The 26,937-nt window shown below is 68.6% G+C and carries 23 protein-coding genes; 13 read left to right on the top strand and 10 right to left on the bottom strand.

All coding sequences use genetic code 11. The features are described 5' to 3' along the window. Positions 1 to 354: 354 nt before the first annotated feature. Entirely contained in the window at positions 355 to 528 is a 174-nt protein-coding gene (locus DM816_RS42570; RefSeq protein ID WP_117215887.1) for a hypothetical protein, read from the bottom strand. Positions 529 to 878: 350 nt separating this feature from the next. On the opposite strand from DM816_RS42570, the gene DM816_RS14935 reads away from it, so the two are divergent. Further along, the gene (locus DM816_RS14935) at positions 879 to 2,069 is read left to right on the top strand and encodes a serine hydrolase domain-containing protein (RefSeq protein WP_117210834.1); all 1,191 of its coding nucleotides are present in this window, start codon (positions 879 to 881) and stop codon (positions 2,067 to 2,069) included. Between the two features lie 57 nt (positions 2,070 to 2,126). Here DM816_RS14935 and DM816_RS14930 read toward each other — a convergent pair whose 3' ends face one another. Next, positions 2,127 to 2,882, bottom strand: coding sequence for a DUF899 domain-containing protein (locus tag DM816_RS14930; RefSeq protein WP_117210833.1), 756 nt, complete (start codon positions 2,880 to 2,882; stop codon positions 2,127 to 2,129). A 246-nt stretch (positions 2,883 to 3,128) separates the two neighbouring features. On the opposite strand from DM816_RS14930, the gene DM816_RS14925 reads away from it, so the two are divergent. Continuing rightward, positions 3,129 to 4,073, top strand: a complete 945-nt coding sequence (locus DM816_RS14925; RefSeq protein WP_117210832.1) for an ATP-binding cassette domain-containing protein — start codon at positions 3,129 to 3,131, stop codon at positions 4,071 to 4,073. Further along, positions 4,070 to 4,831, top strand: coding sequence for an ABC transporter permease (locus DM816_RS14920; RefSeq protein ID WP_117210831.1), 762 nt, complete (start codon positions 4,070 to 4,072; stop codon positions 4,829 to 4,831). Before DM816_RS14925 ends, DM816_RS14920 begins: the two co-directional genes overlap by 4 nt. Here the strand turns inward: DM816_RS14920 and DM816_RS14915 are convergent. Continuing rightward, complete coding sequence (locus DM816_RS14915; RefSeq protein ID WP_117210830.1) at positions 4,815 to 7,955, bottom strand: ATP-binding protein; 3,141 nt, start codon at positions 7,953 to 7,955, stop codon at positions 4,815 to 4,817. The two genes, DM816_RS14920 and DM816_RS14915, sit on opposite strands and share 17 nt — an antisense overlap. Before the next feature lie 396 nt (positions 7,956 to 8,351). Here DM816_RS14915 and DM816_RS14910 point away from each other — a divergent pair, with 396 nt between their 5' ends. Beyond that, a complete protein-coding gene (locus DM816_RS14910) occupies positions 8,352 to 8,801 on the top strand; it encodes an iron chaperone (RefSeq protein WP_117210829.1) in 450 nt (149 codons plus the stop codon). Between the two features lie 4 nt (positions 8,802 to 8,805). Here the strand turns inward: DM816_RS14910 and DM816_RS14905 are convergent, their stop codons facing one another. Further along, complete coding sequence (locus tag DM816_RS14905; RefSeq protein WP_246001947.1) at positions 8,806 to 11,031, bottom strand: ATP-binding protein; 2,226 nt, start codon at positions 11,029 to 11,031, stop codon at positions 8,806 to 8,808. A gap of 167 nt (positions 11,032 to 11,198) precedes the next feature. On the opposite strand from DM816_RS14905, the gene DM816_RS14900 reads away from it, so the two are divergent. Beyond that, positions 11,199 to 11,672, top strand: coding sequence for a carboxymuconolactone decarboxylase family protein (locus tag DM816_RS14900; protein ID WP_117210827.1), 474 nt, complete (start codon positions 11,199 to 11,201; stop codon positions 11,670 to 11,672). Between the two features lie 144 nt (positions 11,673 to 11,816). Continuing rightward, complete coding sequence (locus DM816_RS14895; RefSeq protein WP_162907486.1) at positions 11,817 to 12,353, top strand: ribonuclease FAU-1 family protein; 537 nt, start codon at positions 11,817 to 11,819, stop codon at positions 12,351 to 12,353. A 151-nt stretch (positions 12,354 to 12,504) separates the two neighbouring features. Here the strand turns inward: DM816_RS14895 and DM816_RS14890 are convergent, their stop codons facing one another. Next, positions 12,505 to 14,844, bottom strand: coding sequence for a glycoside hydrolase family 95 protein (locus DM816_RS14890; RefSeq protein ID WP_162907485.1), 2,340 nt, complete (start codon positions 14,842 to 14,844; stop codon positions 12,505 to 12,507). A gap of 110 nt (positions 14,845 to 14,954) precedes the next feature. Here DM816_RS14890 and DM816_RS14885 point away from each other — a divergent pair, with 110 nt between their 5' ends. Continuing rightward, positions 14,955 to 16,421, top strand: a complete 1,467-nt coding sequence (locus DM816_RS14885) for a glycoside hydrolase (protein ID WP_117210824.1) — start codon at positions 14,955 to 14,957, stop codon at positions 16,419 to 16,421. A 215-nt stretch (positions 16,422 to 16,636) separates the two neighbouring features. Here the strand turns inward: DM816_RS14885 and DM816_RS14880 are convergent, their stop codons facing one another. After that, positions 16,637 to 17,806, bottom strand: a complete 1,170-nt coding sequence (locus tag DM816_RS14880; RefSeq protein ID WP_117210823.1) for a sensor histidine kinase — start codon at positions 17,804 to 17,806, stop codon at positions 16,637 to 16,639. Continuing rightward, positions 17,803 to 18,459 carry a response regulator transcription factor gene (locus DM816_RS14875; protein ID WP_117210822.1) on the bottom strand — a complete coding sequence of 219 codons (657 nt, stop codon included), beginning with the start codon at positions 18,457 to 18,459 and terminating at the stop codon, positions 17,803 to 17,805. Before DM816_RS14875 ends, DM816_RS14880 begins: the two co-directional genes overlap by 4 nt. An 88-nt stretch (positions 18,460 to 18,547) precedes the next feature. On the opposite strand from DM816_RS14875, the gene DM816_RS14870 reads away from it, so the two are divergent. Genes DM816_RS14870 through DM816_RS14855 form a run of 4 tightly spaced genes read left to right on the top strand, consistent with a single transcriptional unit; the run spans position 18,548 to position 21,931 of the window. Next, positions 18,548 to 19,048, top strand: coding sequence for a hypothetical protein (locus tag DM816_RS14870; protein ID WP_117210821.1), 501 nt, complete (start codon positions 18,548 to 18,550; stop codon positions 19,046 to 19,048). Next, positions 19,045 to 20,094: a peptidoglycan-binding protein gene (locus DM816_RS45245; RefSeq protein WP_117210820.1), complete on the top strand. Its 1,050-nt coding sequence runs from the start codon at positions 19,045 to 19,047 to the stop codon at positions 20,092 to 20,094. Before DM816_RS14870 ends, DM816_RS45245 begins: the two co-directional genes overlap by 4 nt. Further along, entirely contained in the window at positions 20,091 to 20,744 is a 654-nt protein-coding gene (locus tag DM816_RS14860) for an ABC transporter ATP-binding protein (protein WP_117210819.1), read from the top strand. The genes DM816_RS45245 and DM816_RS14860 overlap by 4 nt, the downstream gene beginning before the upstream one ends. A gap of 11 nt (positions 20,745 to 20,755) precedes the next feature. Continuing rightward, positions 20,756 to 21,931 (top strand): ABC transporter permease, encoded by a 1,176-nt coding sequence (locus tag DM816_RS14855; protein WP_117210818.1) that lies wholly within the window; start codon positions 20,756 to 20,758, stop codon positions 21,929 to 21,931. Between the two features lie 65 nt (positions 21,932 to 21,996). Here the strand turns inward: DM816_RS14855 and DM816_RS14850 are convergent, their stop codons facing one another. Beyond that, positions 21,997 to 22,524, bottom strand: coding sequence for a TetR/AcrR family transcriptional regulator (locus DM816_RS14850; RefSeq protein WP_117210817.1), 528 nt, complete (start codon positions 22,522 to 22,524; stop codon positions 21,997 to 21,999). 42 nt (positions 22,525 to 22,566) lie between these two features. On the opposite strand from DM816_RS14850, the gene DM816_RS14845 reads away from it, so the two are divergent. Next, positions 22,567 to 22,983: a DoxX family protein gene (locus tag DM816_RS14845; protein ID WP_117210816.1), complete on the top strand. Its 417-nt coding sequence runs from the start codon at positions 22,567 to 22,569 to the stop codon at positions 22,981 to 22,983. Here the strand turns inward: DM816_RS14845 and DM816_RS14840 are convergent. After that, positions 22,980 to 23,618 (bottom strand): hypothetical protein, encoded by a 639-nt coding sequence (locus tag DM816_RS14840; protein ID WP_117210815.1) that lies wholly within the window; start codon positions 23,616 to 23,618, stop codon positions 22,980 to 22,982. The genes DM816_RS14845 and DM816_RS14840 overlap by 4 nt on opposite strands. A 226-nt stretch (positions 23,619 to 23,844) precedes the next feature. Between DM816_RS14840 and metG the strand changes: the two genes are divergently transcribed. Next, positions 23,845 to 25,599, top strand: a complete 1,755-nt coding sequence (metG, locus tag DM816_RS14835; protein ID WP_117210814.1) for a methionine--tRNA ligase — start codon at positions 23,845 to 23,847, stop codon at positions 25,597 to 25,599. On the opposite strand, the gene DM816_RS14830 is transcribed toward metG, so the two are convergent. Then, positions 25,583 to 26,743: a hypothetical protein gene (locus tag DM816_RS14830; RefSeq protein ID WP_117210813.1), complete on the bottom strand. Its 1,161-nt coding sequence runs from the start codon at positions 26,741 to 26,743 to the stop codon at positions 25,583 to 25,585. The two genes, metG and DM816_RS14830, sit on opposite strands and share 17 nt — an antisense overlap. Between the last annotated feature and the right edge of the window lie 194 nt (positions 26,744 to 26,937).

The raw sequence follows: 26,937 nt of genomic DNA, 5'->3' as shown, positions 1-26,937 counted from the left end.
GATGACGGTGAGAATGGTGTTTCCGGCGTCGGCACAGTTTTTCTCCGAGCCGCTGAAGTATCCGCGCTGGCCCGCCGCTACCAGGCCGATGATCAGCCAAATGACGGCGATGACTGCTCCGATGCGCATGGTGCCTCCTGGTACGGGCTGATCTGCAGTATTGGTGCGGTGGCCAGCCGGTCACCGCGGTCGAGCGACAGCAGCTTCATGGCTTGGCGAAGACCCTGTGGCTGAACGTGACCGCCGCGTGCCGCTGTCGCGGTGTGGGGCCGATGCGGGCAATATTCGACTGCCAGGCCACTGCCGCCGGTCACGCGTGTTGCCGTGACCGTCGTGCCCCGCACATCGCTTATTTCATCGGCGGCGGTAGCGGGGAATGGCGGTGGCGACGCCGGCCAGATGTAAGGCCACGCATAGCAGCCCGGCGGTGGTCAGGGTGGCGGCGGTGATGACGGTGCCGAAGCTCGTGCTGGTCAACTGGAGCAAAAGCGCGAGCCCGAACAGTACTGCGGCGAGAATGGCGATCACTGGAGGTGCTCCTTCAGGGGGCGAATACTCAGGGTCAGTGGCCTGGTTACCCGGGATCGGCCTCGTCCAATCTGGCCCAGCGTGCGAGCGGTTCAGATGGGGTTGGGCGAAGCCAATCCGAGGTGGGCCGGAAGCGGCCGGCCGGGGTGCGTTCATCCGGCCCAGGACCCGGCCACGGTGCGCCGGGACCAGGGTGACAGTGCCCAGCCCGCGCCACGGGTATCGGCCAGTCGCCGTCTGGATCCGTGGACATCCGCATCCGCAGATGAGCGGCACTACCCGGCCGGGTCTCCCGATCAACGTCCTTGCGCACCGTGTAACTTGCGAACGGACGAGATGAGGGGGAGACCGTGACTACTGGTGGCTTCTCGGCGAAACGGCTGGTTCGGGTGCGAGAGCTGCTCGAGCGTCACGTCGACTCCGGCTTCGTGCCGGGTGTGGTGGCCGTCCTGGCTCGCCACGGCGAGGTGCACATCGAAGCAGCGGGCAATCTCGCGTTCGATGGCGAAGGGTCGAGGACGGCGATGGCCGGCGACACGGTCTGTCGCGTGGCCTCGATGACCAAGCCGATCGTCGCCGCGTGTGCGATGACGCTCGTCGAGGACTGCACCCTGCGCCTGGATGACCCGGTCGACGCGCTGCTGCCGGAGCTGGCGGACATGACCGTGCTCGCCGATCCCGACGGGCCCTTGGAAGACACCGTTGCGGCGAAACGCCCGATCACGCTGCGGGATCTGCTGACCTTCACTCTCGGCACCGGCATGGTCCCTGCCGAGCCGGGGACGATCCCGATCTCCGACGCGCTGGAGGCTATCGGCGCGCCGCCGCCGGACGAGTGGTTGCGCCGGCTCGGCGCGCTGCCGCTGGTCCACCAGCCGGGTGAGCGGTGGATGTACGACACCGGCGCCGACGTGACGGGCGTGCTGATCGCGCGGGCCACTGGCATGTCTTTGGGGGATGCCTTGCGCGAGCGGATCTGCGACCCGCTCGGGATGAAGGACACGGCCTTCATCGTGCGCGGCGAGAGCCTCGGCCGGTTCGCTACGGCGTACGAGCGCGACGCTGCCGCGACCGGTGAGCTGGTCGTCGAAGACGGCCCTGACGGGCAGTGGAGCCGGCCGCCGGTGTTCGAAGGAGGTGGCGGCGGGCTCGTCTCGACCGCCGAGGACTATCTCGCCTTCGCCTCGGCACTGCTCGCGGGCGGTACCTACCGCGGCGAGCGCGTGCTGTCGCGGCCGTCGGTTTCGCTGATGACCAGCGATCACCTGACCCCGGCGCAGAAGGTGGTGTCCGGGTTCTGGCCGGGGTACTTCGATACCACGAGCTGGGGCTTCGGGATGATGGTCCGCACCCGCCGCACGCACCTGGGACCCTCGGCCGGCAGCTACGGATGGTCCGGCAAGTACGGCACTGCCTGGTACAACGATCCGGCCGAGGACATGACAACGATCTTCATCATGCAGCGGGCGCACGCGGGCGATCCGAGGCTGCCGATGTGGAACGACTTCTGGACCGCTGTCTACCAGGCAATCGACGACTGACCCCGGGTCCGGTGACCTACTCACCCGCCTTCGCTCGCCGTCCGGATCGAACTGCCCTCAATGACAATGCTGCCCAGCGTCGGCCACAGGTGAAGCGCCGAGGTCGTCGGAGCGGCCGGCGGCGATCCGCGACCACTGCGAGATCGGCCGTCCGTCGAGGCGGAACGCGTCGCCGGGGCGGTTGGAGTCGAAGCGCTTCGGCCAGCCCTCGGGCGAGTCCTCCCAGGTCTCCTGACGGCCGTAGACGGTCATGTCGAGCATCGCGTAGGAGCTGCCCATCGGCTCGCAGCCGCGCCCGGTCGTCCAGTAGGTCTCGAAGACACGGTCGCCCTCGCGCAGGTAGCAGCACTTCATCCCGAAGTGCCGCCCGGCGACGAGCTGTTCGACGGACGCCTGGGGCACCGAGTACCACGGCATCTCCCAGCCCATGAACTCCCGGTACCGGTTGCTCTCCTCGAACGGACCCTGACAGAAGACGGCGAAGGTGACGCCGCGCGAGTGCAGGTAGCCAAGCTCGAGTACGTGTCCGGTGTTGGACGTGCAGCCCTCGCACTGGCCGGCGGCGGCACGGCCGGTGTGCCACATGTGGTATGACACGAACAGTTGTGAACGGCCCTCGAAAGCGTCGAGCAGGGTTACCTCCCCGCCGGCGCCAACGAGCTTGGCCGAGGGGTCGACCTCAACCATCGGTAGCCGTCTGCGGGCGGCGGCGATCGCGTCGCCCTCGCGGGTGTGGGCCTTCTCGCGCTTGCGCAGCTCAGCGACCTGCTCCAGCCAGGCGGCGCGGTCGACGATCGGGGGTACGGCGGTCATGGTTGTGTCTCCTCGGTGTCAGGTCGGATGCATACACAGACGACCTTCCGCCCGGGTTGTCATCGGTGATGACGACACTTCTTTCGAAGCGGCCGCAACAGCAGCCAGGCCGCCGGCCGGCGAAGACCCCGGCCGAAAGTCTCGATAGACCCGGACCGCCTCGCGGGTTCCGATCGGGACGCCGTGTCAGGAGCCGTGTCAGGGTGAGGGCAGGTCCGTGTCAGGCCGGCCGATGACAGTGATGGCGTGACAAATTTGGCGATCGCGGCTTCCGGGCTCCGGAAGGCGTACCAAGAAAAAATCGTCCTTGACGGCATCGACCTGAATGTCCGAGCGGGCACTGTTTTCTCCCTGCTCGGCCCGAACGGGGCCGGCAAGACCACGACGGTGAACGTACTGACCACGTTGTTGAAGGCCGACGCCGGGACGGTGCGCGTTGCCGGCTATGACATCGCGTCCGAGACCAAGGCGGTGCGCGCGGCGATCGGGGTCACCGGTCAGTTCGCGGCGGTGGACGATCTGCTGACCGGGGAAGAGAACCTGCGGTTGATGGCGGATCTGCAGCACTTGCGAGGCAGCGAGGGCAAGCGGGTCGTCGAGCACCTGCTGAACCGGTTCGATCTGAAGGAGTCGGCGCGCAAGATGGCGGCGACCTACTCCGGGGGCATGCGCCGGAAACTGGATCTGGCGATGACGCTGGTCGGCAGGCCGCAGATCATTTTCCTGGACGAGCCGACCACGGGCCTGGATCCGCGCAGCCGCCGGATGATGTGGGACATCGTTCGCGAGTTGGTGGCCGACGGGATGACCATCTTCCTCACGACCCAGTATCTGGAGGAAGCCGATCGGCTCGCCGACCAGATCGCAGTGCTCGACCAGGGCAAACTGGTTGCCGAGGGCACCCCCGACGAGCTCAAGCGGCAGATTCCCGGCGGCCACGTCCGGCTCCGGTTCCCCGACGCCGCGCGGCTGGCCGCGGCGGCGCGGCTGCTGACCAACTCCACACCGGATGACGAGAACCTGACCCTGCGGGTGCCCGGCGACGGCGGGGTGAAGTCGTTGCGGACCCTGCTGGAACGGCTTGATGAGTATGCGATTGACGTCGAGGAGTTCTCCGTGCACACGCCGGACCTCGACGATGTTTTCCTTGCCCTGACCGGCCACTCAAGTGTGGAGGCTAACGCCCAATGAGTACCACTTCGGCGCCGTTGACCGATGCGGCGATCATGTTGCGTCGCAACTTCAAACACACCGTTCGGTACCCGGTCGCGCTGTTCAATGCGATCTTGCTGCCGATCGTGATGATGTTGATTTTCGTGTACGTGTTCGGCGACGCTTTCAGCGTTGGCGTCGACTACATCGATTATGCGACACCGGGCATGCTCATGATGACCGTCGGATACGGGCTCAGCGCCACGGCGACGGCCGTGAACTCGGACATGACGAAAGGCATCATCAACCGGTTCAAGGTGATGGATGTCTCCCGTAGCGCGGTATTGACCGGTCATGTCGTGTCCACCGTGGTGCGCACTGCCGTGGCCCTGGCGGCCATCATCGGGGTGGCCTTCCTGATGGGCTTCAGTCCGTCCGCGACTTTCGCGCACTGGCTCGGCGCGATCGGAATCCTACTGCTGACGGTATTCGCGGTCGGCTGGCTCACCATCGCCATGGGATTGGCCGCGAAAACCCTGGAATCCGCGGGTTTCGCCACCGTGCCGCTGATCATGCTGCCGTTCCTGAGCAGCGCGATCGTTCCGGCGGAGAAGATGGGTCCCGGAGCCCGGGAGTTCGCGGAGTATCAGCCCTTCACGCCGATCATCGAAGCCTTGCGCGGGTTCTTCAACGGCACACCGTCGACCGGCCACACGATCGCCGCGATCGCCTGGTGCGTCGGGATCGCTGTCGTCGGTTACCTGTGGGCACGGGCGAAGTTCAACAAGCGAGGCTGACCGCGACCAACTCACGCCAGCTCGCCTGCGCCCCCTCCCGCGTCGCCTCGGTGAACCGCGTGTCACCGAGGCGACGCCGTGCCGCCTTTTCGATCCGGTCCACATCCGGTTGGGAACGATCCTGTAGACCGCGTACGCGGGCGCTGGCCGCGAGCAGCCGCACCGCCTGCTCGTACTGGCCACGGCGTAGTGCCAGGTCCGCGACCCCGACGAGGATCTGCGCGATCAGGGGCGCGTGCCCCACCCCGGACGCCGCCTCGAAGGCCGCCACTCGGTGTTCGTGGGCCTGGTCGAGATCCTCGGCAAGGTAACCGAGCAGGTCGTGCGTTACCGCGCGGACGTTTGCCCGCTCGGCGTCGTCGCCCAGCATCGCTGTCGCGACGTCGAGTTGCCGGTGTGCCTGCTCGGTGTCGCCGCCCCAGCGCGCGAGCTCCGCCTTCGTCAGGGCCAGCTCGGCCAGCGCATTCGGCCAGGCGACTCGTTCCGCGGACCGCTGCGCCTGCGCCATGGCGGCCGCGCTGGAGCCCTCGTCGCCCAACAGCCAGTACAGCTGGGCCTGTCGCGACCGCATCCGCACGACATCCTCGATGGCACCGAACTCGGTGACGACCGCGATCGCCTGCTCGTAGTACTCGCACGCACCGGCGAACTCGCCGCGCGCGGCGATGCGGTCCGCCAGCTCGGCCAGAGCGAACGAAATCCCCCACCGTTCGCCGATCGCGCGGAACTCGGTGAGCGCTGTCTCAAGGTATGCGTCCGCATCCCGGCCGTCGTGGCCCAGAATGATCCGCATCTTGCCGAGGTGCAGCCGGGCCAGTGCTCGTACCCAGGGGTCCTCTTCAGTGAGCAGTGATTCGAACGCGGGCAGGGCCTCGTCCGGCGCGTTCACCATGCGTTCCAGCGGGACGATGAACCCCAGCGCCGGGTGACGGCCCTGAACACGCCGGCTGATTTCGTAAGCCTGGTGGATCCAATCCGCCGCTTGGAACTGATCACTGTGCTGCCCGGAGGCCATGAACGACACGAGGAACACGTACGCCACGGCCCGAAGCTCGTCGGCCACCTCGCCGGGCACGGTAGCGGCTGCCGTGATCAGCTCGTTGCCCTCAACCTTGTGCCCGCCGAGCCACCAGTACCAGCCGGCGGACGCAGCGAGCCGCATCGCCCCTTGCGCCTCGCCCGCCGCGATCGCACCGCGCATCGCGGCAACGATGTTGTCGTGCTCGATCCCAAGCGCGGCAAGCCATTCGAGTTGCTCGGCGCGGCGGAAATGCGGCTCCGCGGTTTCGGCGAGCTCGGTGAAATACGCGAGATGCGCACGGCGTACCAGATCCGATTCCCATGCTTCGGTGAGGCGGTGGGCGGCATACTCCTTGATGGTGCCGAGGATCCGGTAGCGCGGCGCCAGATCGCCCTCGGCGAGCACCAGCGACTTTTCGGTCAGCGCGGTCAGCAAATCCAGCACCTGCCCCGCCTCGACCGCATCGCCCGCGCAGACCCGCTCGGCCGCTTCCAGGCTCGCGCCACCGGAGAACACCGAGAGCCTGCGCAGCACGATCCGTTCGGCGTCGGTGAGCAGTTCCCAGCTCCAGTCGATCACCGCACGCAGCGTCCTGTGCCGCGGCAGCGCGGTCCGGCTGCCGCCGGTCAGCAGGCGGAACCGGTCGTCGAGCCGATTGGCGAGCTGATCCAGGGGCATGGTGCGCAGCCTTGCCGCGGCGAGCTCGATCGCCAGCGGCATCCCGTCCAGCGCCCGGCAAACGCGCGCCATGGTCCCCAATGTGTCGGCGTCAATCGCGAGATCCTTGCGCACCGCGCCGGCACGGTCCCGCAGCAGCCGGACGGCCGGCGAGGACTCGATCTCGCCGGGGTCGGCGTCGTCTGCGGGCAGGCTCAACGGCGCGACCGGCCACAGCGCCTCACCGATGATGCCGAGCGGTTCCCGGCTCGTCGCGAGGATTCGCAGCCTCCGGCACTCCCCGAGCACCCGATGGGCGAATGCCGCCGCGGACTCGATCACATGCTCGCAGTTGTCCAGAATCAGCAACATCGCCCGCTCACGGACCGCGGCAATGACCCGAGCCGTCGGCTCCGCGTCCGGTGCCTCGCCGAGCAGCGCGTCCCGCAGGCCGAGCGCGGCGAGCGTCGAATGCGCCACGTCACCGTCCGCGCCGATGGCGGCGAGCTCCACCAGCCAGACCCCGTCCGGCAGGTCGCCGAGCAGCGTGCGCGCGGTCTCGGTGGCCAGTCTGGTCTTTCCCGAGCCGCCCGGCCCGATCAGGGTGGTGAGCCGATGTTCGGCGATGAGTTCGCGGACGGCGGCGACATCGGCGTCCTTGCCGACGAAACTGGTCAGCTCGGCCCGCAGGTTGGACTTCCGGTCCTCCTCCCGCCGTCCCAACTCGCCCCGCAGCAGCGCGACGTGCAGTGCGGACAGCTCCGGTGAGGGGTCGACGCCCAACGTGTCGGCCAGGGCTTCCCTGGTGCGCTGATACACGAGCAGCGCTTCGGTGTCGCGACCGGTCGCGGCGAGGGCACGCATCAGCGCAGCGATCAGCCGTTCCCGTACCGGATGGGCGGCGACCAGATCGGTCAGTTCCGTGACCAGCTTCGCACCGTGGCCGAGGCTGATTTCCGCATCGAACCGATCCTCCATGGCGGTCAGGCGTAGCCCGTCGAGCCGGGTGACCGCCGCGTCAAACGCCGCACTGTCCTGCAGACCGACGTCTTGCATGGCCGCACCGCGCCACAACGCGAGGGCCTCGCGCAGCCGCCGGAGCCGCAGCGGATCGTCGTCATCGCGGGCCTGGGCGATGAGGCGTTCGAACCGCACGGCGTCGACGGCGTCTGGCTCCACCGTGAGCCGGTAGCCGTTCGTGTGGCCCTCGACCAACCCGTCCGGCAGCGCCTTGCGCAGCCGGGAAACCAAGCGTTGCAAGGCATTCGCCGCGTCGGAGGGCGGGTGCTCACCCCAGATCCAGTCGACGAGCGCCGTCTTCGAGACGACGTGGCCCGGTTCGAGCGCGAGGGCGATCAGCAGTCCACGCAACCGGGCGCCCGGCACGTCGGCTAGGACGCCGTCGTCCGTACGAACCTCGAATGGGCCAAGCATCCCGATCTGCACCCGGCCGATTTTGTCATGCGGTCACGCGACCCCATGACGGCACGAGCTGGCCGGCCAGGCTGGGGCGGTCAGTCCGCGGCCGCCGCGAAGAACGCGTCGACGACCTCTCGGGCGCGGCATGGGCATCGGCCGCCGCCCCTGCCCGCAGTTCATGCTGCGGCGATCATCCTGCCCAGCCGCCTTGTCGTGCCTTCTGGCAACTGCGGGACGGCAAACCCGGAGGCCGTGCCAGGGTTGCCACCCAGCTGTCCCAAGCTGGGCCGCGCTGGTGAGTGGTTGTTTGTGCAGGTAGGCGGTGTGACGGGTGTCCCATGGTGTCCCACGGACGGTGCGGGGGTTGCCGGGCCGGTGGTCAGATGGCTCCTGTCAGGAAGACAGCGATGAAGGAGACATGACATGGCCACGACGAAGACCGCCGAGACCTATGACGGGTTCACCGACGCGGAGCGCAGTGCGATGAAGGAGCGCGCCAAGGAGCTGAAGGCGGCTGCCCGGCGCCCGCGCGGTGCCAAGGTGGACACCGAGGCTGAGGTGCTGGCGAAGCTGGCTGAGATGCCGGAGTCGGACCGGGCCATCGGTGAGCGGCTGCACGCCATCATCAAGGCCAGTGCACCGTCGCTGACGGCGAAGCTGTGGTATGGGATGCCCGCGTATGCGAAGGACGGCAAGATTGTGTGCCACTTCCAGCCCGCGGACAAATTCAAGACGCGGTACGCGACGCTCTGTTTCAGTGATGTGGCCAAGCTCGATGACGGTGCCATGTGGGCCACTTCGTTCGCCCTGCCGGCGTTGACCGCGGCCGGCGAGAAGAAGGTCGCCGCCCTCGTGAAGCAGGCGGTGCGCTGAACCCCTAGGTGGCGGACTCTTCGGGGGAGCCGGCTTTGGCCGGCTCTCGCCCGAGCTTTTGTGCCAGCGAGAGGGCGCGCTCGTGCGATGCGAGTGCCTCATCGTGACGACCCGCCGCGCGGCACGTCTCGGCATAGGCATGCAGAAACTCGAACTCAAGTTGCGCCTCGGCAAGTGGCTCCAGCAACTCGAAGGCCTGTCGATGGTGTTCGAGTGCCTCGCCGAGCGAGCCCATGATGCGAAGCGCCACCGCGAGATTGTTGTGGCACCAGGCCTTGTTGTGCGGCAGCTCTGCCAGTTGCAAAGCCTCGTGCAGCGTTCTCAGCGACTCTGCCGGGTCTTCCGACGCCAGCGTGACACCGAGTGTGCCCAGCCCGGTTATCCGGGCGGGCCCATCGGCCAGCGCCACTGAGGCACGGGCGAGTTCGGCGGCTTCCTGCGGCCGGCCGAGGTGCAGGGTCACCCATCCGTCGAAGGCCAGCGCCTGGGACCGCCCACCGCGATTTCCCGTCTTCTCGAACAAACCTTGTGCCAGCCGGAATTGAGCCTGTGCGGCTTCGAGGTCGCCGAGATCACGCAGTACGAAGCCGGTGCGCAGGGCGAGCGCGGCGGCGAGTTGGTCGTCGTCCAAACCGGACTGTCCGGCCAGTTCGTAGGCGGCGAGTGCCTCCGCGAGACGTCCGGCCGCGGCGCGGGCGAAGCCGAGGTCCATGAGCAGCGAGGCCCGCTGCTGGTCGCGGCCGAGGCGTGCGGCTGCGGCCGCGGCTGCGTCCAGCAGGCGCAGCTGGTCGTCGGTGCCGCGGTGCCGGAAGAACCAGGCTCGCATGGTCTGCGGCAGCTCGGCCACCACCTCGTCCGCGCCGAGCCGCACCGCCGTGTCGAAGCAGGCGATCAGGTTGGGATATTCGAGGTCGAACCACGCCATGGCCTTGGCCGGGTCGCCAGGTGAGGTCTCCTTGCGCTGCTGGAGCGGCAGCATCCGATCGCGGGCGACGGCCTGCGCCAGATAGTGGTTCAGCACCCGCTGCAGGGCGGCGTCGGGGTCTGGCTCCTCCTCGGCGGCGAGGTCGGCCGCGTAGCGCCGGATCAGGTCGTGCAGCCGGTATCGGCCGGGGGATGGCTCTTGTACCAAATGCGCGTCCACCAATTCTTCGAGTGCGGCGTTGACGCGGTCGGGGGTCAGGTCAGTGAGCGCGCAGGCCGCCGCCGCGTCGAAATCGGTACCGGGAAAAATTCCGAGTAACCGGAAAACACGGCGCTGCACGGCATCGAGCTGGTGCAGCGACATGCCGAACACGGAGTCGAACCGGCCGGCGTTGTCGCGCAACCGCTCGGCAAGCACCGCGATTGTCCAACCCGGACGGTGGCGAAGCCTGGCCCCCGCCATCCGCAGCGCCAGCGGAAGCCCGCCGCACTGCCGCAGCACCTGAGTGACCGCCTCCGGTTCGGTCAGGTCGACCCCGGACGCCCGGCCGAACAGCGACGCCGCGTCCTCATTGGGCAGTGGCTCCAGCGAGACCGGCGCGAGTGCGTCGAGGTCGACCAACCGGTTTCGGCTGGTGACCAGAACCGCGGACTTCCCCGCTCCTGGGAGGAGCGGACGCACGTGCTCCGCGTCCACCGCGTTGTCGAGCACGACCAGCGCCCGCCGACGGGACAGTTCCGAGCGCCAGAGTGCGGCACGCTCGGTCGCGTCGGCCGGGGGATGTGAGACACCGAGCGCGCCCAGCAACCGCCCCAGTGCGGCCGACGGCTCCAGTGGCTCCTGGCCGGGCGTGAAGCCTTGGAGGTCAAGGCAAATCGCACCGTCTGGAAAGGACGGAGCGAGCCGGTGCGCGACATGCACGGCGAGGCTTGTCTTTCCCACGCCCGCCATGCCGTCGATCACGACCGCGCCGGTGGTGCGCAGCAGCTGCGCCACCCGCGCCGACTCCGCCTCGCGTCCGGTGAAGTCCAACAGGTCGGCCGGAAGGTCATTCCTGCGCGGGGCCGGTGCCGCTCCCGCCTTGGACGCCTCAGCCCACAACGCCCGCAGCGGGCGGGGATCGCGGCCCACGACCCGGCACAGCGCCACCACGGCTTCCCACGGCGGCACCAGTTGGCCGGTCAGGTAGCGAGACAGGGACGAACTGCTCAGGCCCGACTGGCGCGCGAGGTTGCGCAGGCTGAGCCCGCTCAGCTCCTTCAGCTTGGTGAGCTGGGCGACCAGGCGATCTTGGACCCTCGACACCTGCAACACGGTACCCCGTCCCAGCCCACGATGACCGCGCTCAGCCGCGTTTCCGCTGCTAGACCTTGTCTCGTCTGTCCCACGGTGTCCCATGGAGGGAGCGCGCCGGGGCCTGCTGGTGGTCGGATGACTCTCGTCACCACGCACGCACGGCTAAGGAGCAAGCCATGTCAATCGAGCGCATGCCGAACCCCGCGATCCTGATCCCCGAGGCGATGCAGGCACTGATCGCCGTGAACCACGCCGTTCAAGGCTGCGGCGTGGACGGCAAACTGCTGGCGCTGAGCCATCTGCGGGCCAGCCAGATCAACGGCTGCAGCCCGTGCGTGGCCGGGGGCGCCCAGCAGTTGCGCATGCACGGCGCCACCGACGAACAGGTCGACACCGTCGCCGCATGGCGCGAGACACCCTGGTTCAGCGACGAGGAACGCGCGGCGCTGGCCCTGACCGAGGCGGTCACCCGGCTCGCCGACAGGCCCGACGCCGTACCAGATGAGGTCTGGGATATGGCCGCCAAGTACTTCGACCAGAGGGAGCTCGCAGGGCTGCTGCTCAACATCGCCGTCACCAACGCCTTCAACCGCCTCAACGCACCCACACGCCAGCAGGCGCGCGGCAGCCGGCAGGCGGCCGGTCGGTGATGGGGAAGGTCGCGATGACGCTGCACCGGCCGCCGCTTGTTCGGGCTGAGTCCCAACAGCTCAAAACCGTCGGCCACCCCGACTTCAACGGGCCCACGCAATAGCCGATGCGAGCTTGAGAGCAACCATGGGAAGCTGCGTGCCGTGACTGACGACCCCGCAGCGGCGCTGACTCGTGTGACGGTCATCCGCGACCACAGAGTGCGTGCCGAAGGACGCCGGCTCGACGATGTGATCGTCTATGACTGGGGATTCGAGCTGAACGGAACACACTACCGACAGCGCAGCTTCGTCCTGCTCGACGACGGGTTCCAGATCAACCAGCCGGTCATCTTCCCCGCTGAGCAACAAGGCTGGTGGTACTGCGATCTGGTCAGGGTGACCGAAGCGAATGACGAGGTGATCGTCGAAGACCTGTGGATCGACGTCATCGTCGGACCTCCTGACCACCCCTACCGCGTCCTCGACCTCGATGAATACGCGGCAGCAGCCGCACGCGGCGCAATGACACCCGCCGAAGCCACCGACGGGCTCATCCGCACACAACGCTTCCTCGACCGCAGGCTCAACCGGCGGCATGAAGCGCTGCGCACCTGGCCCGACTTCCCACCCCAAGCCGTCACGTGGCTGGCGGACATCGGATTCCCGCAGAACTGGTCGTTCATCGCCTCGGGTTTCTGAACGCAAAACCAATGCGCAAGCACATCAAGCCCACCACCGCTCCAGTTCGACGTAGGGATCGCTTCAGTAATCCCGAACCCAAGAACTCTGGGGTGTCCACAGTGGAGTCGTGGCGTGCCGCGTTGACCGGCCAATGAGGTTGATCATGAAGTTAGTGCCGCGGGAGGACGGGGACGAGGGTGGGGGTAAGGGTGAGGTGGTGTTCGTGAGGGCTGTGGGTGTGGTCGTGCCAGCGGACTATGACGCTGGTGTCGGTGGTGGCGCTGAGCACGAGGCTGGTCGGGGCGCCGTCGGACCAGGTGAGGTCGACGATGGTGATCCCACCGCGGGCGCGCAGGCCGGTGACGCGACCGGACGGCCATTGGGCGGGCAGGGCGGGCAGGATGTCGATGACCGGGAGGCCGTCGTCGATGCCGTGGCTTTGCACAAGCATTTCGGCGATCGCCGCCGTGACACCGAAGTTGCCGTCGATCTGGAACGGCGGATGTGCGCAGAGCAGGGACGGATAAACACCGCCGTGGCCGGACGAGTCGTATTCGACGGGGGTCAGGTATTCGCCGATCAGCCGGTGTGCGGCATCACCGTCGCCGAGCCGGGCCCAGAGGCCGATTTTCCAAGCGATGGACCATCCGGTGCCGGCGTCTCGGCGTAGTTCGAGTGAGCGGCGTGCTGCCGCGTGGAGTTTTGGGTCGGCCGTAGCGACGCGTCCAGGGTAGATGCCCACGAGGTGGGAGACGTGGCGGTGGCGCGGTTCGACCTCGGGGTATTCGGCTGACCATTCCAGGATTTGGCCCTGTGCGCCGATCTGGAGGGGAGCGAGGCGGGGGAGGGCCTCGCGGGCCTCTTTGATGGCGGCCTTCGTGTCGGGTGGCACCAAGCGTCCGGCGGATTCGAGCGCTGTTTCGGCCTCGATGAGGAACTCGAACAGTTCCCGGGCCAGCGTGCGGTCCATTGCCGTACCGATATCGACACTGGCCGGGCCATCGTCGGTGTGGAACTGGTTTTCCGGGCTGGTCGAGGGCGACGTGACCAGCTGACCGTCCGCGTTTTCGACGAGGAGGTCGAGCACGAACAGCGCCGCGCCGGTCGCGATCGGGAGAGCCTCGGCGAGGAAGCCGAGATCGCGGCCGAAGCGCCAGTGCTCGGCCAGATGGGTGACGAGCCAGGCGCCGCCCATCGGCCACTGTGACCACATTGGATCGCCGAGTCCCCGGCCGACCGGCACGGTGATCCGCCAGAGGTCCGTGTTGTGGTGGCAGGTCCAGCCCCTGGCGCCGTAGATGGCCCGCGCGGTCTCCTGTCCGGCCTGTGCCAGCTCGGCCACCAAGCGCAGCAGGGGCTCGTGGCATTCGGCCAGCGCGGTGGTCTCGGCGGGCCAGTAGTTCATCTCGGTGTTGATGTTGACGGTGTAGTCGCAGTTCCAGGGCGGGGTCACCCAGCGGTTCCACAGGCCCTGCAGGTGTGTCGCCTGTGTGCCAGGGCGGGACGAGGCGGCCAGCAGGTAGCGCCCAAACGCGAACGCGAGCACGGCGAGTTGCTCGTCTGGCTCACCGTTGGCGCGCCGCCGCAGCCGCATGTCGGTCGGCAGATCCGTGCGATCCTCCGGCGTGTCGAGGGTGAGCGTGACCCGGTCCATCAGCGCGCGATGCTCGGCAACGTGCGCCGAACGAATCGCGTGCCAGCCAGCCGTGCGAGCAGCCGACACGTCTTGTGCGCACAGCGCGAGGCATGCTTCGGAGTCGCGAACGGGCGGTCTGTCCCAGCCTTCGAAACCTGTGCGGACGGCGATGTAGACGGTGATGCCGGTGGCGCCGCGGACGATGACGGTGCCGTCTTCGACCACCGTGTCGCCGTCGGAGTCCACATGCAACAGTGCTGCGGCCCGGATGGAGTGCCGGTCGTCGTCGAAGACGACTCCGGCATTGGGCACGATGTGCCGGGGCGCCGCGAGGAGCAGGGCGAGGCCGTCGGATCCGATCGCGCGGATGCTCGCGCGCTGCTGTGGTGTGACCCAGCGCAGCTTGACGTGCAGGCCGGCCGGATCGTCGGTCTCCAGCCGGACCGCCACCACCTGATGGTCAACGCTGCTGAGCACCTGCTGATGTAGTCGATCCCGGTCGACGTGTGCGACACCGTCGCGCAGATTCAGCGATCGGCGATAGGAGACCGCGGGCTCATCCGGTACCAGATGCAGAATTTCGAGATCGCCCACCGGTTGGAAAGCCTCGGCGTCGCCGCCCTGGGTCTGCCGGAGCAGGTCGCCGGCCGCGACCGCTCGCCCGGACCGCACCAGCTCGCGCACCTGTTCGAGCAGGCCGGCGCGGATGACCGGCGGCTCGGTGTCGGCCGGTCCCGACCAGAACGTGTCCTCGTTGAGGCCGATCCGTTCGAGCGGGAAGCCGCCGTGCACCATCGCACCGAGGCGGCCGTTGCCGACCGGCGACGCCTCGTCCCAGGTGGCCGCCGGGGTCATGAAGGTCAGTTCCGACACGCACGCCAGCATAGAGGGAGGCTTTTTCCAACCCTTTGACGAAGTCCTTGACACCGCTCCAATGACGTCTGACGATGTGGTGTGTTTCGATCGTGTTGACAGGAGGAGTCGTGGTTACACGGAGAACCGTCCTCGCGGCGGCAGGAGCGGGTGCTGTAGGCAGCGCGCTGGCGGACGGCGCGGCGCGTGCCGACGCCACCATCGCCATCAACCCCGGCGCGGACTTCGGCGCGTGGCAGGGTTGGGGGACCTCGCTAGCCTGGTGGGCCAACGTGTTCGGCGATCGCGACGACTTCGCCGACATCTTCTTCACCACCAACACGGTGTCCTACAACGGCACCAACCTGCCGGGCCTCGGCCTGAACATCGCGCGCTACAACCTCGGCGCCTGCAGCTGGAACAGCGTCAACGGCGAAACCATGGTGGCCTCGCCGAACATCCCACGGTTCAAGCAGATCGAGGGCTTCTGGCAGGACTGGCGCAACGAGGACCCCAACTCGACGGCGTGGAACTGGAACGTCGACGTCAAGCAGCGCGCCATGCTGGTCAAGGCCACCCAGCGGGGTGCTATGAGCGAGCTGTTCGCCAACTCCCCGATGTGGTGGATGTGCTTGAACCACAACCCGTCCGGCGCTGCCAACGGCGGGCTCAACCTGCAATCGTGGAACCATCGCCAGCACGCCCTGCACCTGGCGGTCACGGCACGCCGGGCGCGCGACAACTGGGGCGTGACCTTCCGGACCGTCGACCCGTTCAACGAGCCGTCCGCGAACTGGTGGCGGGCCGACGGGACCCAGGAGGGTTGCCACATCGACCCGACCACGCAGCGCAGCGTGCTGGCACACATGCGCACCGAGCTGGACCGGCAGGGCCTGTCCGCAGTGTTGATCTCCGCCTCCGACGAGTCCCTCTACGACCAGGCCGTCAGCACCTGGAACAGCTTCGACACCGCCACCAGGGCCCTCGTGCGCCAGATCAACGTGCACGGGTACCAGGGCGCGGGCGGCCGCCGCGACCTGGTCTACAACCAGGCCCGGTCGGCTGGCAAGATCCTCTGGAACTCCGAGCACGGCGACAGCGACGGCACCGGCATCACCACCGCTCGCAACCTGTGCCTGGACTGGCGCTGGCTGCACCCGACCGCGTGGTGCTACTGGCAGGTGATGGATCCGACCGCGGGCTGGGGCGCCATCCGATACGACGCCAACACCTTGCGCGCGGGCGCGGTAGAGACGAAATATTATGTGCTGGCCCAATTCACGCGGCACATCAAGCCGGGCATGCGGGTCATCGACACGGGTGTGGGCTACGCGGCCGCGGCCTACGACCCGGCGGCACGCCGCCTGGTCATCGTCGCGGTCAACACGGGCGCCGCGCAGACCCTCACCTTCGACCTGTCCCGCTTCAGCCAGGTGAGCGGCGGCACCAACGGTGTCGTGCCCCGGTGGTCGACCGTGCCGGCGAGCTCGGACCGGTACACCGCGCGGTCGGACATGCGGGTCAGCAACAAGCGCGTGGTCGTGCCGTTCGCGGCCGCGTCCGTCCAAACGCTACAGATCGACGGCGTGGTGGTTTAGGCCTCCGGCCGGCAGCGCAACGCCGACCAGACCTCGTCGAGCGCGACCCGTGTGACCGCGCGCAGGGCCGCGCTCGGCGAGGATCGGACAAGGGGGCGCGCCCGGCGGCAACGGCTCAAGCAGGTGCTGCCGCCCGGCGTCGGAGCACCACGCGGCCATCGCGGGTTGATCTGGAGCTTCTGCGCGGTCGTCCTGGTTGCCGCGGACCGATGCTGTCACCCGGTCAGTGGCAGAGTCACGGCCACCACGAGGCCGCCGCCCTCGCGTGGGGTGGCGGTGACCGCGCCGCCGTGGGCACGCGCCACCGAGCGCACGATGGACAGGCCCAACCCGGCGCCGCCCGTCGTGACGAGCCGGTCGGTGTCGAGCCGCCGGAACGGCTCGAACAGCGTGGGGATGTCGTATGGCGCGATGACCGGCCCGCTGTTGCGCACTTCGAGCTCGGCCGAGCCGCCGCGAACCCGCGTCATCACCCGGACATAGCCGTTGGAAGGCGTGTTGTGCCGGATAGCGTTGTCGATAAGATTTTGTACCAACCGTTCCAGCAACACCGGGTCGCCCGCGGTCGGCGCGGCCGCGAGCTCCTCCCGCACCGTGATCCCGGCCCGATCCGCTTGCGCCACAACGTGTGTCACCACGTCGGCGAGGTCCACCGGCACCCGCTCGACGATCTCGTTTTCGGTGCGTGCGAGCAGCAGCAGCCCGTTGATCAGCCGCTCGTGCCGGGTGTTGATTTCCAGCAGCGACTCGCCCAGCTGCTTGACGTCCGCCGAGGCCGATTTGCGATGCATGGCGAGCTCGACGAGTGCCCGGTTGAGGGTCAGCGGCGTGCGCAACTCGTGCGAGGCGTTGGCCACGAACCGGCGCTGGCCATCGAACGACTGGTCCAGCCGGTGCACCATGCTGTCGAACGCGTCCGCCAGCTCCTTGACCTCGTCGTCGGGCCCGTCCAGGGCGATCCGCTCGTGCAGGCTGCGGTCGGCGATCTGCGCATTGGCGATGCGCCGGGCGGTGTCGGTGACCCGGTGCAGCGGCCCGAGCACCCGGCCTGCCACGAGCCAGCCGAACGCGATGGACACGCTGCCGATGACCAGCATGGCGATCCCGCCCTGGGTCAGCAGCAGGGACAGCGACTCCTCACGCAGCTGGGCCTGCTCGTCGCTGAAGTAGCGCACGGCCTCGGTCGCATTGAGCACCTCGCCGTCGGCCGTCCTGAGCACGGGCCGCGACTGCTCGCCCGTCGTGGTGAGGATCTTGACACCGCGCGGCAGTTTCGAGTCGACCAGGACGTAGGTCACTCCTAACAGGACGATCCATGCGGCGAAGAACAGCCCGCCGTAGACGAGCGTCAGACGCAGCCGCAGCGTCGGGCGTGGGCGCCTCATGGGATCCGGTATCCAACGCCCGCAACGGTTTCCACGACCGGCGGATCACCGAGCTTGCGCCGCAGCTTGAGCACGGTGATGCGGACCACCGAGGTGAACGGGTCGGTGTGCTCGTCCCACACCTTCTCCAGCAACTGCTCGGCCGAGACGACCGCGCCGTCGGCGCGCATCAGCTCCGCCAGCACCCCGAACTCCTTTTTGGACAGTGGGAGGTATCGGCCATCGCGCGCGACCTGACGCCGCCCCGGATCGAGCACGATCCCGGCACGGCGCAGCACGGGCGGGACCGCCGGGCGGGATCGGCGGCCCAGCGCGAGCACGCGGGCGGCCAGCTCCGGGAACGCGAAGGGCTTGGGCATGTAATCGTCGGCGCCCAGGTGCAGCCCGGCCACCCGATCACCGATCTCGGCGGCGGCGGTGAGCATGAGCACCCGCGCGGGCGACTGCGCCTCGACCAGCGCCCGGCACACGTCGTCGCCGTGCACCCGGGGCAGGTCCCGGTCGAGCACTACCACGTCGTAGTCGTTGACGCCGAGGCGTTGCAGCGCGGCGTCGCCGTCGAGCGCGATGTCGACCGCGTGAGCGTCGTCGCGCAGCCATTCGGCGATCGCCTCGGCGAGCACGCGCTCGTCTTCGACCACTAGAACCCGCATGGGTACACCTTCCTGCCCGGGCTTGTTTCTTCGGCGTTAACGGGTGCGATAACGCCGGGGAAACCGGGCCCCACCAAGACTGCCAGCCATGAAACGGAAGGTCATAACGATCGCGCTGCTGTTCGCGGTCACAGGCTGCGGTGGTGAGCAAGGCAACAACAACGGGGTCGCCTCGGTTGGCGGGAGCACGTCCCCGCACCCGGTTGCGAGCAGTGCGCTCAGCCAGCAGGAGAAGGCGCTCAAGTGGGTGCAGTGCATGCGCGAGAAGGGCGTGGAGGTGCCTGACCCCGATCCGGCCACCGGGCGGGTGCAGATGCGCTTCGGCCCCGGTACGGACCAGGCCAAGGTGCAGGCGGCGATGCAGGCGTGCAAGGAGTTCCAGCCGTTCGGCGAGGGCGGCCAGGGCGGCAACCCGCAGCAGCAGGAGGCGCAGCGCAAGTTCGCCCAGTGCATGCGCGACAACGGGGTGGCGAGCTTCCCCGACCCGCAGGACGGTGCGATCCGCATCGACCCGTCCCTCGCGTCGGATCCGGACTTCCCCGCGGCGCGCGAGAAGTGCCAGTCGCTGCTGCAGGCGGGCACGCGGTGAGGCGCTGGATCGTCCCGCTCGCGCTGGCGGTGCTCGTGGCCGGGGCCGCTGGATTTGTAGTCGCCAATCGGCCCACGGCCGGTGCCGCATCATGGGAAAAGCAGCTCCCGCCGAACACGGCGAAGGTCACGAGGCAGGATCTGCGCGCGACCGAGGAGGTGACCGGGGACCTGGGCCACGGCCCCGCCAGCTCGCTGATCAACCGGATTCCGGGGACCGTCACCAGCCTGCCCGTCGCGGGGTCGGTGATCCAGCAGGGGCAGGTGCTGTACGAGGTGGACAGCCACCCGGTGGTGCTGCTCTATGGCGCGGAGCCAGCCTATCGACCGCTCGGGACGGGCACCGAGGGCGCGGACGTCAGGCAGCTCGAAACGGCCCTGCGGGCATTGGGCTACACGGGGTTCAGCGTGGACGAGGAGTTCACGTCGGGCACGGCCGATGCGGTGCGCGAGTGGCAGGAGGACCTGGGACTGCCGGAGACGGGCCGGGTGGAGCTGGGCCGGGTCGTGTTCGTGTCGGAGGCGATCCGGGTGGAGACGCTGCGCTTGGAGTTGGGCCAGCCGGCCCAGGCGGGGCAGGCGCTGCTGACGCACACGGGCATCACCCGCCTGGTCACCGCGCGGCTGGACGTGGCCGATCAGCGCATGGCTGTGCCGGGTACCCACGTGAAAATTGAAATGCCAAGCGGCGCAAGCGTTTCGGGCAAGGTGGAGAAGGTCTACAGCGTGATTGAGGCGCCGTCCGGTCAGGGGCAGCAGTCGCAGACGCGGCTGGAGGCCATCATCTCGCTGGCCGATCCTAAAGCGGCCGAGGGCTTCGACGCCGCCGCGGTCGACATCGAGTTCACGGTGAATGAACGCCGGGGCGTCCTGGCCGTGCCGGTCGCGGCGCTTGTGGCGCTCGCCGAAGGCGGATATGGCGTGGAGGTCGTCGACGGCGCGGCGAGCCGCTATGTGCGCGTGGAGACCGGCCTGTTCGCGGGCGGGCACGTCGAGGTCTCGGGCCCGGATGTGGCCGAAGGCATGACCGTCGGGATGCCAAAATGATCGAGGTATCGGACGTGACCAAGGTGTACCCGGGCGGCGTCACCGCGCTCGCCGGGGTCAGCCTGAAGATCGGCACGGGCGAGCTGGCCGCGATCGTGGGTCCTTCGGGGTCGGGCAAGTCGACGATGCTGCACGTGCTGGGCACGCTCGACCGCCCGACCGACGGCCGGGTGCTCATCGACGGGCATGACGTCGCGCGGTTGTCCGACCGGCAGCTGTCCGCGCTGCGCGCGACCCGGATCGGCTTTGTGTTCCAACAGTTTCACCTCGCGCCACGGGTGCCGGTCGTGGACAACGTCGCCGATGGGTTGCTCTACTCGGGCACTCCTTTGAAACAGCGGCGCAGGCGGGCGATGGAGGCGCTGGAGCGGGTGGGGCTGGGCCATCGCTGGGATCACGAACCGCACGAGTTGTCGGGAGGCGAACGGCAGCGCGTGGCCATCGCCCGCGCGGTGATCGGGCGCCCGCCACTGCTGCTGGCCGACGAACCGACCGGCAATCTCGACTCCGCCTCGGGTGAGGGCGTGATGCTGTTGTTGCGTGAGCTCAACGACGCCGGAACGACGGTCATCGTCATCACGCATGACCAGCAGATCGCCTCTTCGCTGCCGCGGCGGGTCCACATGCTCGATGGGCGGGTGGTGCAGTGAAGCCCGCACGCATGCGTTTAGGGGACGTCATCCGCGTCGGTGGGTCAGGTCTGCGGACCAGACCGTTGCGGGCGTTCCTGTCCGCGCTGGGCATCGCGATCGGGATCGCGGCGATGGTCGCTGTCGTGGGGATCTCGTCATCGTCGCGGGCCGAACTCGACCGGCAGCTGGCCGCGCTGGGCACCAACCTGTTGACGGCCTCGCCGGGGCGCACGTTCTTCGGCGACAACGCGAGATTGCCGGTGGAGGCCGAAACGATGATCGGGCGGATCGGTCCGGTGTCGGCGGTGTCGGCGGTCGGGCGGATCCCGGACGCCAAGGTCTATCGCTCCGACCGGATCCCGGCGCCGCAGACCAACGGACTGTCCGCATTGGCGGCTCGGATAACGTTGCCCGAAACCATTGGCGCGAGTGTCCGAAGTGGAACGTGGCTCAATCCCGCCATTGAGCGGTACCCCGCTGCGGTGCTCGGATCCACTGCGGCGCAACGGCTGGGCATCGGGCACGCCTCGCCCGAGGTGCGCATCCTGATCGGCGGTGAGTGGTTCGTCGTCGTCGGCATTCTCGACCCCATCCCGCTCGCGCCGGAGTTGGACACGGCTGCCCTCATCGGCTGGCCCGCGGCGCAGGACCATCTTGACTTCGACGGCCACGCGACGACCGTCTACACCCGTTGCGACGACGACCAGGTGACCGCTGTGCGGGACGTGCTCGCCGCCACGGCCAACCCGGGCGCGGCCAACGAGGTCGACGTGTCGCGCCCGTCCGAGGCGCTCGCGGCGAAGCAGGCGACCGGCAAGACGTTCACCGGTCTGCTGCTGGGCCTGGGTGCGGTCGCGCTGCTGGTCGGCGGGGTCGGGGTGGCCAACACCATGGTGATCTCGGTGCTCGAACGGCGTGCGGAAATCGGTCTGCGCCGGTCGCTGGGGGCGACCCGGGGCCAGGTGCGCACGCAGTTCCTCGCCGAATCGCTGCTGCTTTCGTTGCTCGGCGGGCTGGGCGGTGTGCTGCTCGGTGCCGCGGTGACCACGGGTTATGCGCTGTATCAGGGCTGGCCGGCGGTGATCCCCGCTTGGGCGGCGGCCGGGGGCATCGGCGCGACCGTCGTCATTGGAGGGATTGCCGGCCTGTATCCGGCCATCCGTGCCTCCCGCCTATCGCCGACCGAGGCTTTGGCGGCTCCCTAGCATGGGCCCCGTGGCGGCCGGATGGACTGCGTGTTCCGGCTCATTGCGCACCGGACCACCGGTCGCTAGCGCAAGAGCAACCGAATCACCGGTCGTGCCGCCGCCGCGGGGTCGTCGCCGATGTCGGTGAGGGCGCCGGAGAGCCAGAGTGTGGCGAAGCCGTGCACGATCGACCATGCCGCGAGGCGGGCCTCGCGGCGCTTCGGGGCGCGCGCCGCGAGCGCCTCACCCGCGCGCTCGCGTGGGGCGGCGACCTCCGGCGAGTCGGCGTGGTAGAGCGCGGGGGTGAACATGACCTCGAAGTGGGCCTTATGCGAGGTCGCGAACCTCACATAGGCCACGCCCGCGTCGAGCAGGTCGTCGCCCGCGCTCTCCAGGGATCGCGCGAGCAGTTCGAAACCCTCGGCGGCGATCGCGGTCAGGAGCCCTGCCTTGTCTCCGAAGTGGTGTTGTGGAGCGGCATGTGACACCCCCGTCCGGCGCGCGAGATCGCGCAGGCTCACCGCATGCGGACCCGACTCGCCGATCACCGTGACCGCCTCGGTGAGCAGCGCCCGCCGCAGATCCCCGTGATGGTATGGCTGTTGTCGCACGTCACACCCCAAACTTGGCACTGACAAGATAGCATGCCTGACATGGCCCCACTGATCGCCCTCGTTTCCGGATTCGCCGTGTCGAAGTTGTTCGGCCTCCCCTGGGCGGAGTCGCTGCGCGGTGGGCTCGCACTCATGTTCCTCGTGACCGCCTCTGCCCACTTCGTGCCCAAGATGCGGGCCGACCTGATCGCCATGGTCCCGCCGAGCCTGCCCCGGCCCGATCTCCTCGTCACCATCACGGGTGTGCTGGAGATAGCCGGCGCGGTCGGCCTGCTGATCCCGGCCACGGCTCCATGGGCGGCCGGCTGTTTGGCACTGCTCATGGTGGCGATGTTCCCGGCCAACGTGTCGGCCGCGCGGCGCAAGGTCCCGTTCGGCGGGCGGCCGGCCACCCCGCTGGTGCCGCGGATCCTCGAGCAGATCCTGTTCGTGGCCGCCGCGATCGCCGCGATCTAAAACGACGCGGCCAGGAATCCCACGGTGACGAGGAAGGGGCCGGCCATGCTCACGCCGAACGCGGCCCATCGCTCGCGCCGGTCGGTCAGCCACCGCACCCCCGTGACCATCGCGATCGCCAGCCCGCACAGCATCACGAGGGTCAATCCCGGCAGCCAGCGCAGCACGAACCCGCCACCCCCGGCGTAGGCGCGCTGGCTGCGCTCGCTGACCATGTGCGCCCGTGCCGTCGTGCCCGGCGTCGCGTCGACCAGGCCGAGCACGCTGATCCCGGTGACGGCGAACTCGCGCGCGGTGAAATCGCCGAGGCAGCGCCGGGTCATCCCCTCGCCGACGCAGCGGGTGACCGTGGCCGTGCCCGAGGTGCCGTGGCCGACCGCGAGCCAGAGCGGTTCCGCGCTCACCCAGCTGAAGAACGCGCTGAGCAGTCCAAAGAGGATGATGAACGGGAGCGCGAAGGCCAGCGAGCGCGGCCGCCTGGCCGGCTTCGGGGCCGGCCGCTCCTGCGGGCGCGCGGGGAACCACAGGTCGCGCGGGACCTCCTGCGCCGGGAGGGTGAAAGGCTCCTCGGATTGAGGCGCGTTCGAGGGCTCTCCGAGCCAGGCAGGAGGAGACCATGGGTTGTTTTCCGGCATAAAGACCAATTTGACCCTAGTGAGTCGGGTTTAACCCAGTGGGCGCGCCGAGAGCACTGTGTTCGAGGGTGCAGCGGTCTCGCCTCGGCGCTGCGCGGTTGGCCCCGGTCGCCTTTGCAAAGCGGCCCTAACCGGGAGGAAGTTGGTTTACCTCCGAGTTGCGCCTGGCTCAAGGCCGCGCCGCCTCCTCTTGCCGCCGCTCGGCCGCCTACTAGGCTCATTGCTTATGAGTCACGTTCTCTCGGCTGTCGCCTGGCCGTACGCCAACGGCCCGCGACACATCGGCCATGTTTCCGGTTTTGGAGTCCCTTCCGACGTCTTCAGCCGTTACATGCGGATGGCCGGGCACAACGTGCTCATGGTCAGCGGCACCGACGAGCACGGCACACCGATCCTCGTCGAGGCGGAGAAGGAGGGCGTCACCCCGCGCGAACTGGCCGACCGCTACAACCGCGTGATCGTCGAGGATCTCGCGGCGCTCGGGCTGAGCTACGACCTGTTCACCCGCACCACGACCCGCAACCACTACATCGTGGCGCAGGAGCTGTTCAAGGTCGTGCACCGCAATGGATACATGATCGAAAAAACCACGCACGGCGCGATCTCGCCGTCTACCGGGCGGACCCTGCCCGACCGCTACATCGAGGGCACCTGCCCGATCTGCGGCTACAACGGCGCGCGTGGCGACCAGTGCGACAACTGCGGCAACCAGCTCGACCCGCAGGATCTGATCAATCCGCGTTCCCGGATCAACGGTGAGACGCCGGAGTTCGTCGAGACCAAGCACTTCTTCCTCGACCTGCCGGCCCTGGCCGAGCAGCTCGGCGAGTGGCTGCGCAGCCGCGAGGGCTGGCGGCCCAACGTGCTGAAGTTCTCGCTCAACCTGCTCGACGACATCCGGCCGCGCGCGATGACCCGCGACATCGACTGGGGCATTCCGGTGCCGCTGCCCGGCTGGGAAGACAACCCCAACAAGCGGCTGTATGTGTGGTTCGACGCGGTGATCGGCTACCTGTCGGCGTCGATCGAGTGGGGCCGGCGGACCGGCAATGATTGGCACGCCTGGTGGAACGAGGCCGCGCGCTCCTACTACTTCATGGGCAAGGACAACATCACGTTCCACTCGCAGATCTGGCCCGCCGAGCTGCTCGCCTACAACGCCGACCCGGGGGATTACGGGACGCTCGCGCTGCCGACCGAGGTCGTGTCGTCGGAATACCTGACCGTGGAGGGGCGCAAGTTCTCGTCGTCCCGGCGGGTGGTCATCTATGTGCGTGACTTCCTGGAGCGCTATGGACCCGACGCGCTGCGCTTCTACATCGCCGTGGCCGGGCCGGAGACCACCGACACCGACTTCACGTGGTCGGAGTTCTTGCGGCGAAACAACGACGAGCTCGTGGCCGGCTGGGGCAACCTGGTCAACCGCTCGCTCGCGCTGACCTCCAAGAACTTTGGACAGGTCCCGGCCGTCGGGCCCCTGACAGACGCCGACAAGGAGTTGCTGGCGGAGGTCAAGGGCGCGTTCAAGACCGTCGGCGAGCTGATCGAGGCGCACCGGCAGAAGGCGGCCATCACCGAGGCGATGCGGGTCGTGGGCGCGGCCAACAAATACCTGTCCGACCAGGCCCCGTGGAAGATCAAGGACGACCCGGAGCGGCTGGGCACGATCCTGCACACCGTGCTGCAGGCCATCAACGACTGCAACACGCTGCTGACACCGTTCCTGCCACACGCTTCCCAAAAGATTCACAATCTTTTGGGAGGTACGGGGGTGAAGGCCCCGATGCCGCAGATAGTCGAGGTGTCCGACCTGGACGGTGGCCCCGGTTACCCGATCCTGACCGGTGATTACGTGTCGGAGGCGAGCGTGTGGGAGTCCACGCCGATCACGGTCGGCACGCCCATCGCACCGCCCACGCCGGTGTTCAAGAAGCTGGATCCGTCCATTGTGGACGATGAGCTGGCTAGACTGAGTAGTTGAGGTTAGCGGTGTGGGTGTCCACCTCATTGGTGGGCGCCCACACCTCATAGACGCCGCGCTCATAGCACTGGGCGCCGAGCGCGGCCACGTTGGCCGGGTCGGGCCGGCACAGGCGCAGCCGCGTCCACGACGACTCCTGCGTGAGCACGGTGGCCAGTGCCCCGCGCCAGCGGGCATAGCGGGTGCGCCGCAGCAGCGACTCGACCGGATAGCGCGCGGCCCGGTTCATCGCCAGCACGCGGAACTCGTCGGGCGGGTCGGCCACCGCGTCGTATTCCTCCCCGCGAAACATGCCCACGAGGCGGGAGCTCTGCTCGCCCGGGGGAATCGGCACGTATTCGCGGTCGTCGGGTGCCAGGTGCCGCCATTGCGGACCGACCATCCGCACCCAGCCACGCTGCTCGGGCTGGAAGGCGTACAACACAATCTCCGTCCCGTCGGCCGCATAGGCGACCAGAGCGGCGTTTGCCGGCAGCGGCAGGTTGGCAAAGTCCGCCGTGATCCACTCGGGGATCAGCTCGGCGGCGCTCGGCGTGAAGCCGGTGCCCAGCACGGGCGCGCCGACCCGGTCGTGTGGTGGCATGGCCACCAGGCCCGCGATCGCCGGGCCGGTCGGGACGTGGTAGTCGCTCGGATCGATGGCCCGCCAGCGCAGCAGGTAGGCCGCCTCGCCGGCCGCGTCGCCGGTCAGGATGGACTGTTCCAGCGGTGTGCGCAGGTGGGCGACGTCCCACTCGCGGTAGCAAAACCCATGCGGCAGGTGGCCTTTGAGCACGGCCGTCACACCGCGCGCGGTGAGCGGCTTGACCATGCGGGTGCCGCGCCGCACGGTGGCGGTCGCGCGCACGCCCGCGACCAACTCGGCGCTCGCGGCGTCGCGCGGCGGGCTCTGGCTCAGCCTGTGGATAGACTCCCAGCTCATGCCCCGGCGCACCGGTGCGCGCAGGACGGTCTCGACGCCCGTCTCCTCTGACGGGACGAAGCGGTGATAGGGCCAGCGGCCGGGTGCCAGCATGCGCAGGAAACCGGGCGCGGGCACCTCGCTGAACACCTCGTATGCCGCGCCCCCCGCGACGGGCTCGGCCGGATACGACACCCCGTCGACGACCACCGTCGTGGTCACGATCTCATTGATGAGCGTCACGCTGTGTAACGGTAAGCCGACAATGTGAACATCCGCTGAACACGCGGCGTCCGATGCCCGCCGGCAACCGTGCCGTTTTCCGCCGACAGTTGAGCGCGTGCCATCGTCCCGGGCCTGAAGGTCCTCTGATCGTGCCGCCGGCGGCGGGAACGTCCACCCGTCACGGCTCGCGGGCGGCTGGAACATGCCCGCGC

The organism is Allorhizocola rhizosphaerae, assembly GCF_003426775.1.
Taxonomy (GTDB): domain Bacteria; phylum Actinomycetota; class Actinomycetes; order Mycobacteriales; family Micromonosporaceae; genus Allorhizocola; species Allorhizocola rhizosphaerae.
Note: the sequence above shows the minus strand (reverse complement) of the source record. Positions and strands in the feature narration are given on the sequence as shown.

Bases quoted from the DNA above. Each gene is read 5' to 3' on its own strand.
- DM816_RS14930 (WP_117210833.1), bottom strand. From the start codon at position 2,882: ATGACCGCCGTACCCCCGATCGTCGACCGCGCCGCCTGGCTGGAGCAG.
- DM816_RS14920 (WP_117210831.1), top strand. From the start codon at position 4,070: ATGAGTACCACTTCGGCGCCGTTGACCGATGCGGCGATCATGTTGCGT.
- DM816_RS14910 (WP_117210829.1), top strand. From the start codon at position 8,352: ATGGCCACGACGAAGACCGCCGAGACCTATGACGGGTTCACCGACGCG.
- DM816_RS14900 (WP_117210827.1), top strand. From the start codon at position 11,199: ATGTCAATCGAGCGCATGCCGAACCCCGCGATCCTGATCCCCGAGGCG.
- DM816_RS14880 (WP_117210823.1), bottom strand. From the start codon at position 17,806: ATGAGGCGCCCACGCCCGACGCTGCGGCTGCGTCTGACGCTCGTCTAC.
- DM816_RS14875 (WP_117210822.1), bottom strand. From the start codon at position 18,459: ATGCGGGTTCTAGTGGTCGAAGACGAGCGCGTGCTCGCCGAGGCGATC.
- DM816_RS14870 (WP_117210821.1), top strand. From the start codon at position 18,548: ATGAAACGGAAGGTCATAACGATCGCGCTGCTGTTCGCGGTCACAGGC.
- DM816_RS14860 (WP_117210819.1), top strand. From the start codon at position 20,091: ATGATCGAGGTATCGGACGTGACCAAGGTGTACCCGGGCGGCGTCACC.
- DM816_RS14855 (WP_117210818.1), top strand. From the start codon at position 20,756: ATGCGTTTAGGGGACGTCATCCGCGTCGGTGGGTCAGGTCTGCGGACC.
- DM816_RS14845 (WP_117210816.1), top strand. From the start codon at position 22,567: ATGGCCCCACTGATCGCCCTCGTTTCCGGATTCGCCGTGTCGAAGTTG.
- DM816_RS14840 (WP_117210815.1), bottom strand. From the start codon at position 23,618: ATGCCGGAAAACAACCCATGGTCTCCTCCTGCCTGGCTCGGAGAGCCC.
- metG (WP_117210814.1), top strand. From the start codon at position 23,845: ATGAGTCACGTTCTCTCGGCTGTCGCCTGGCCGTACGCCAACGGCCCG.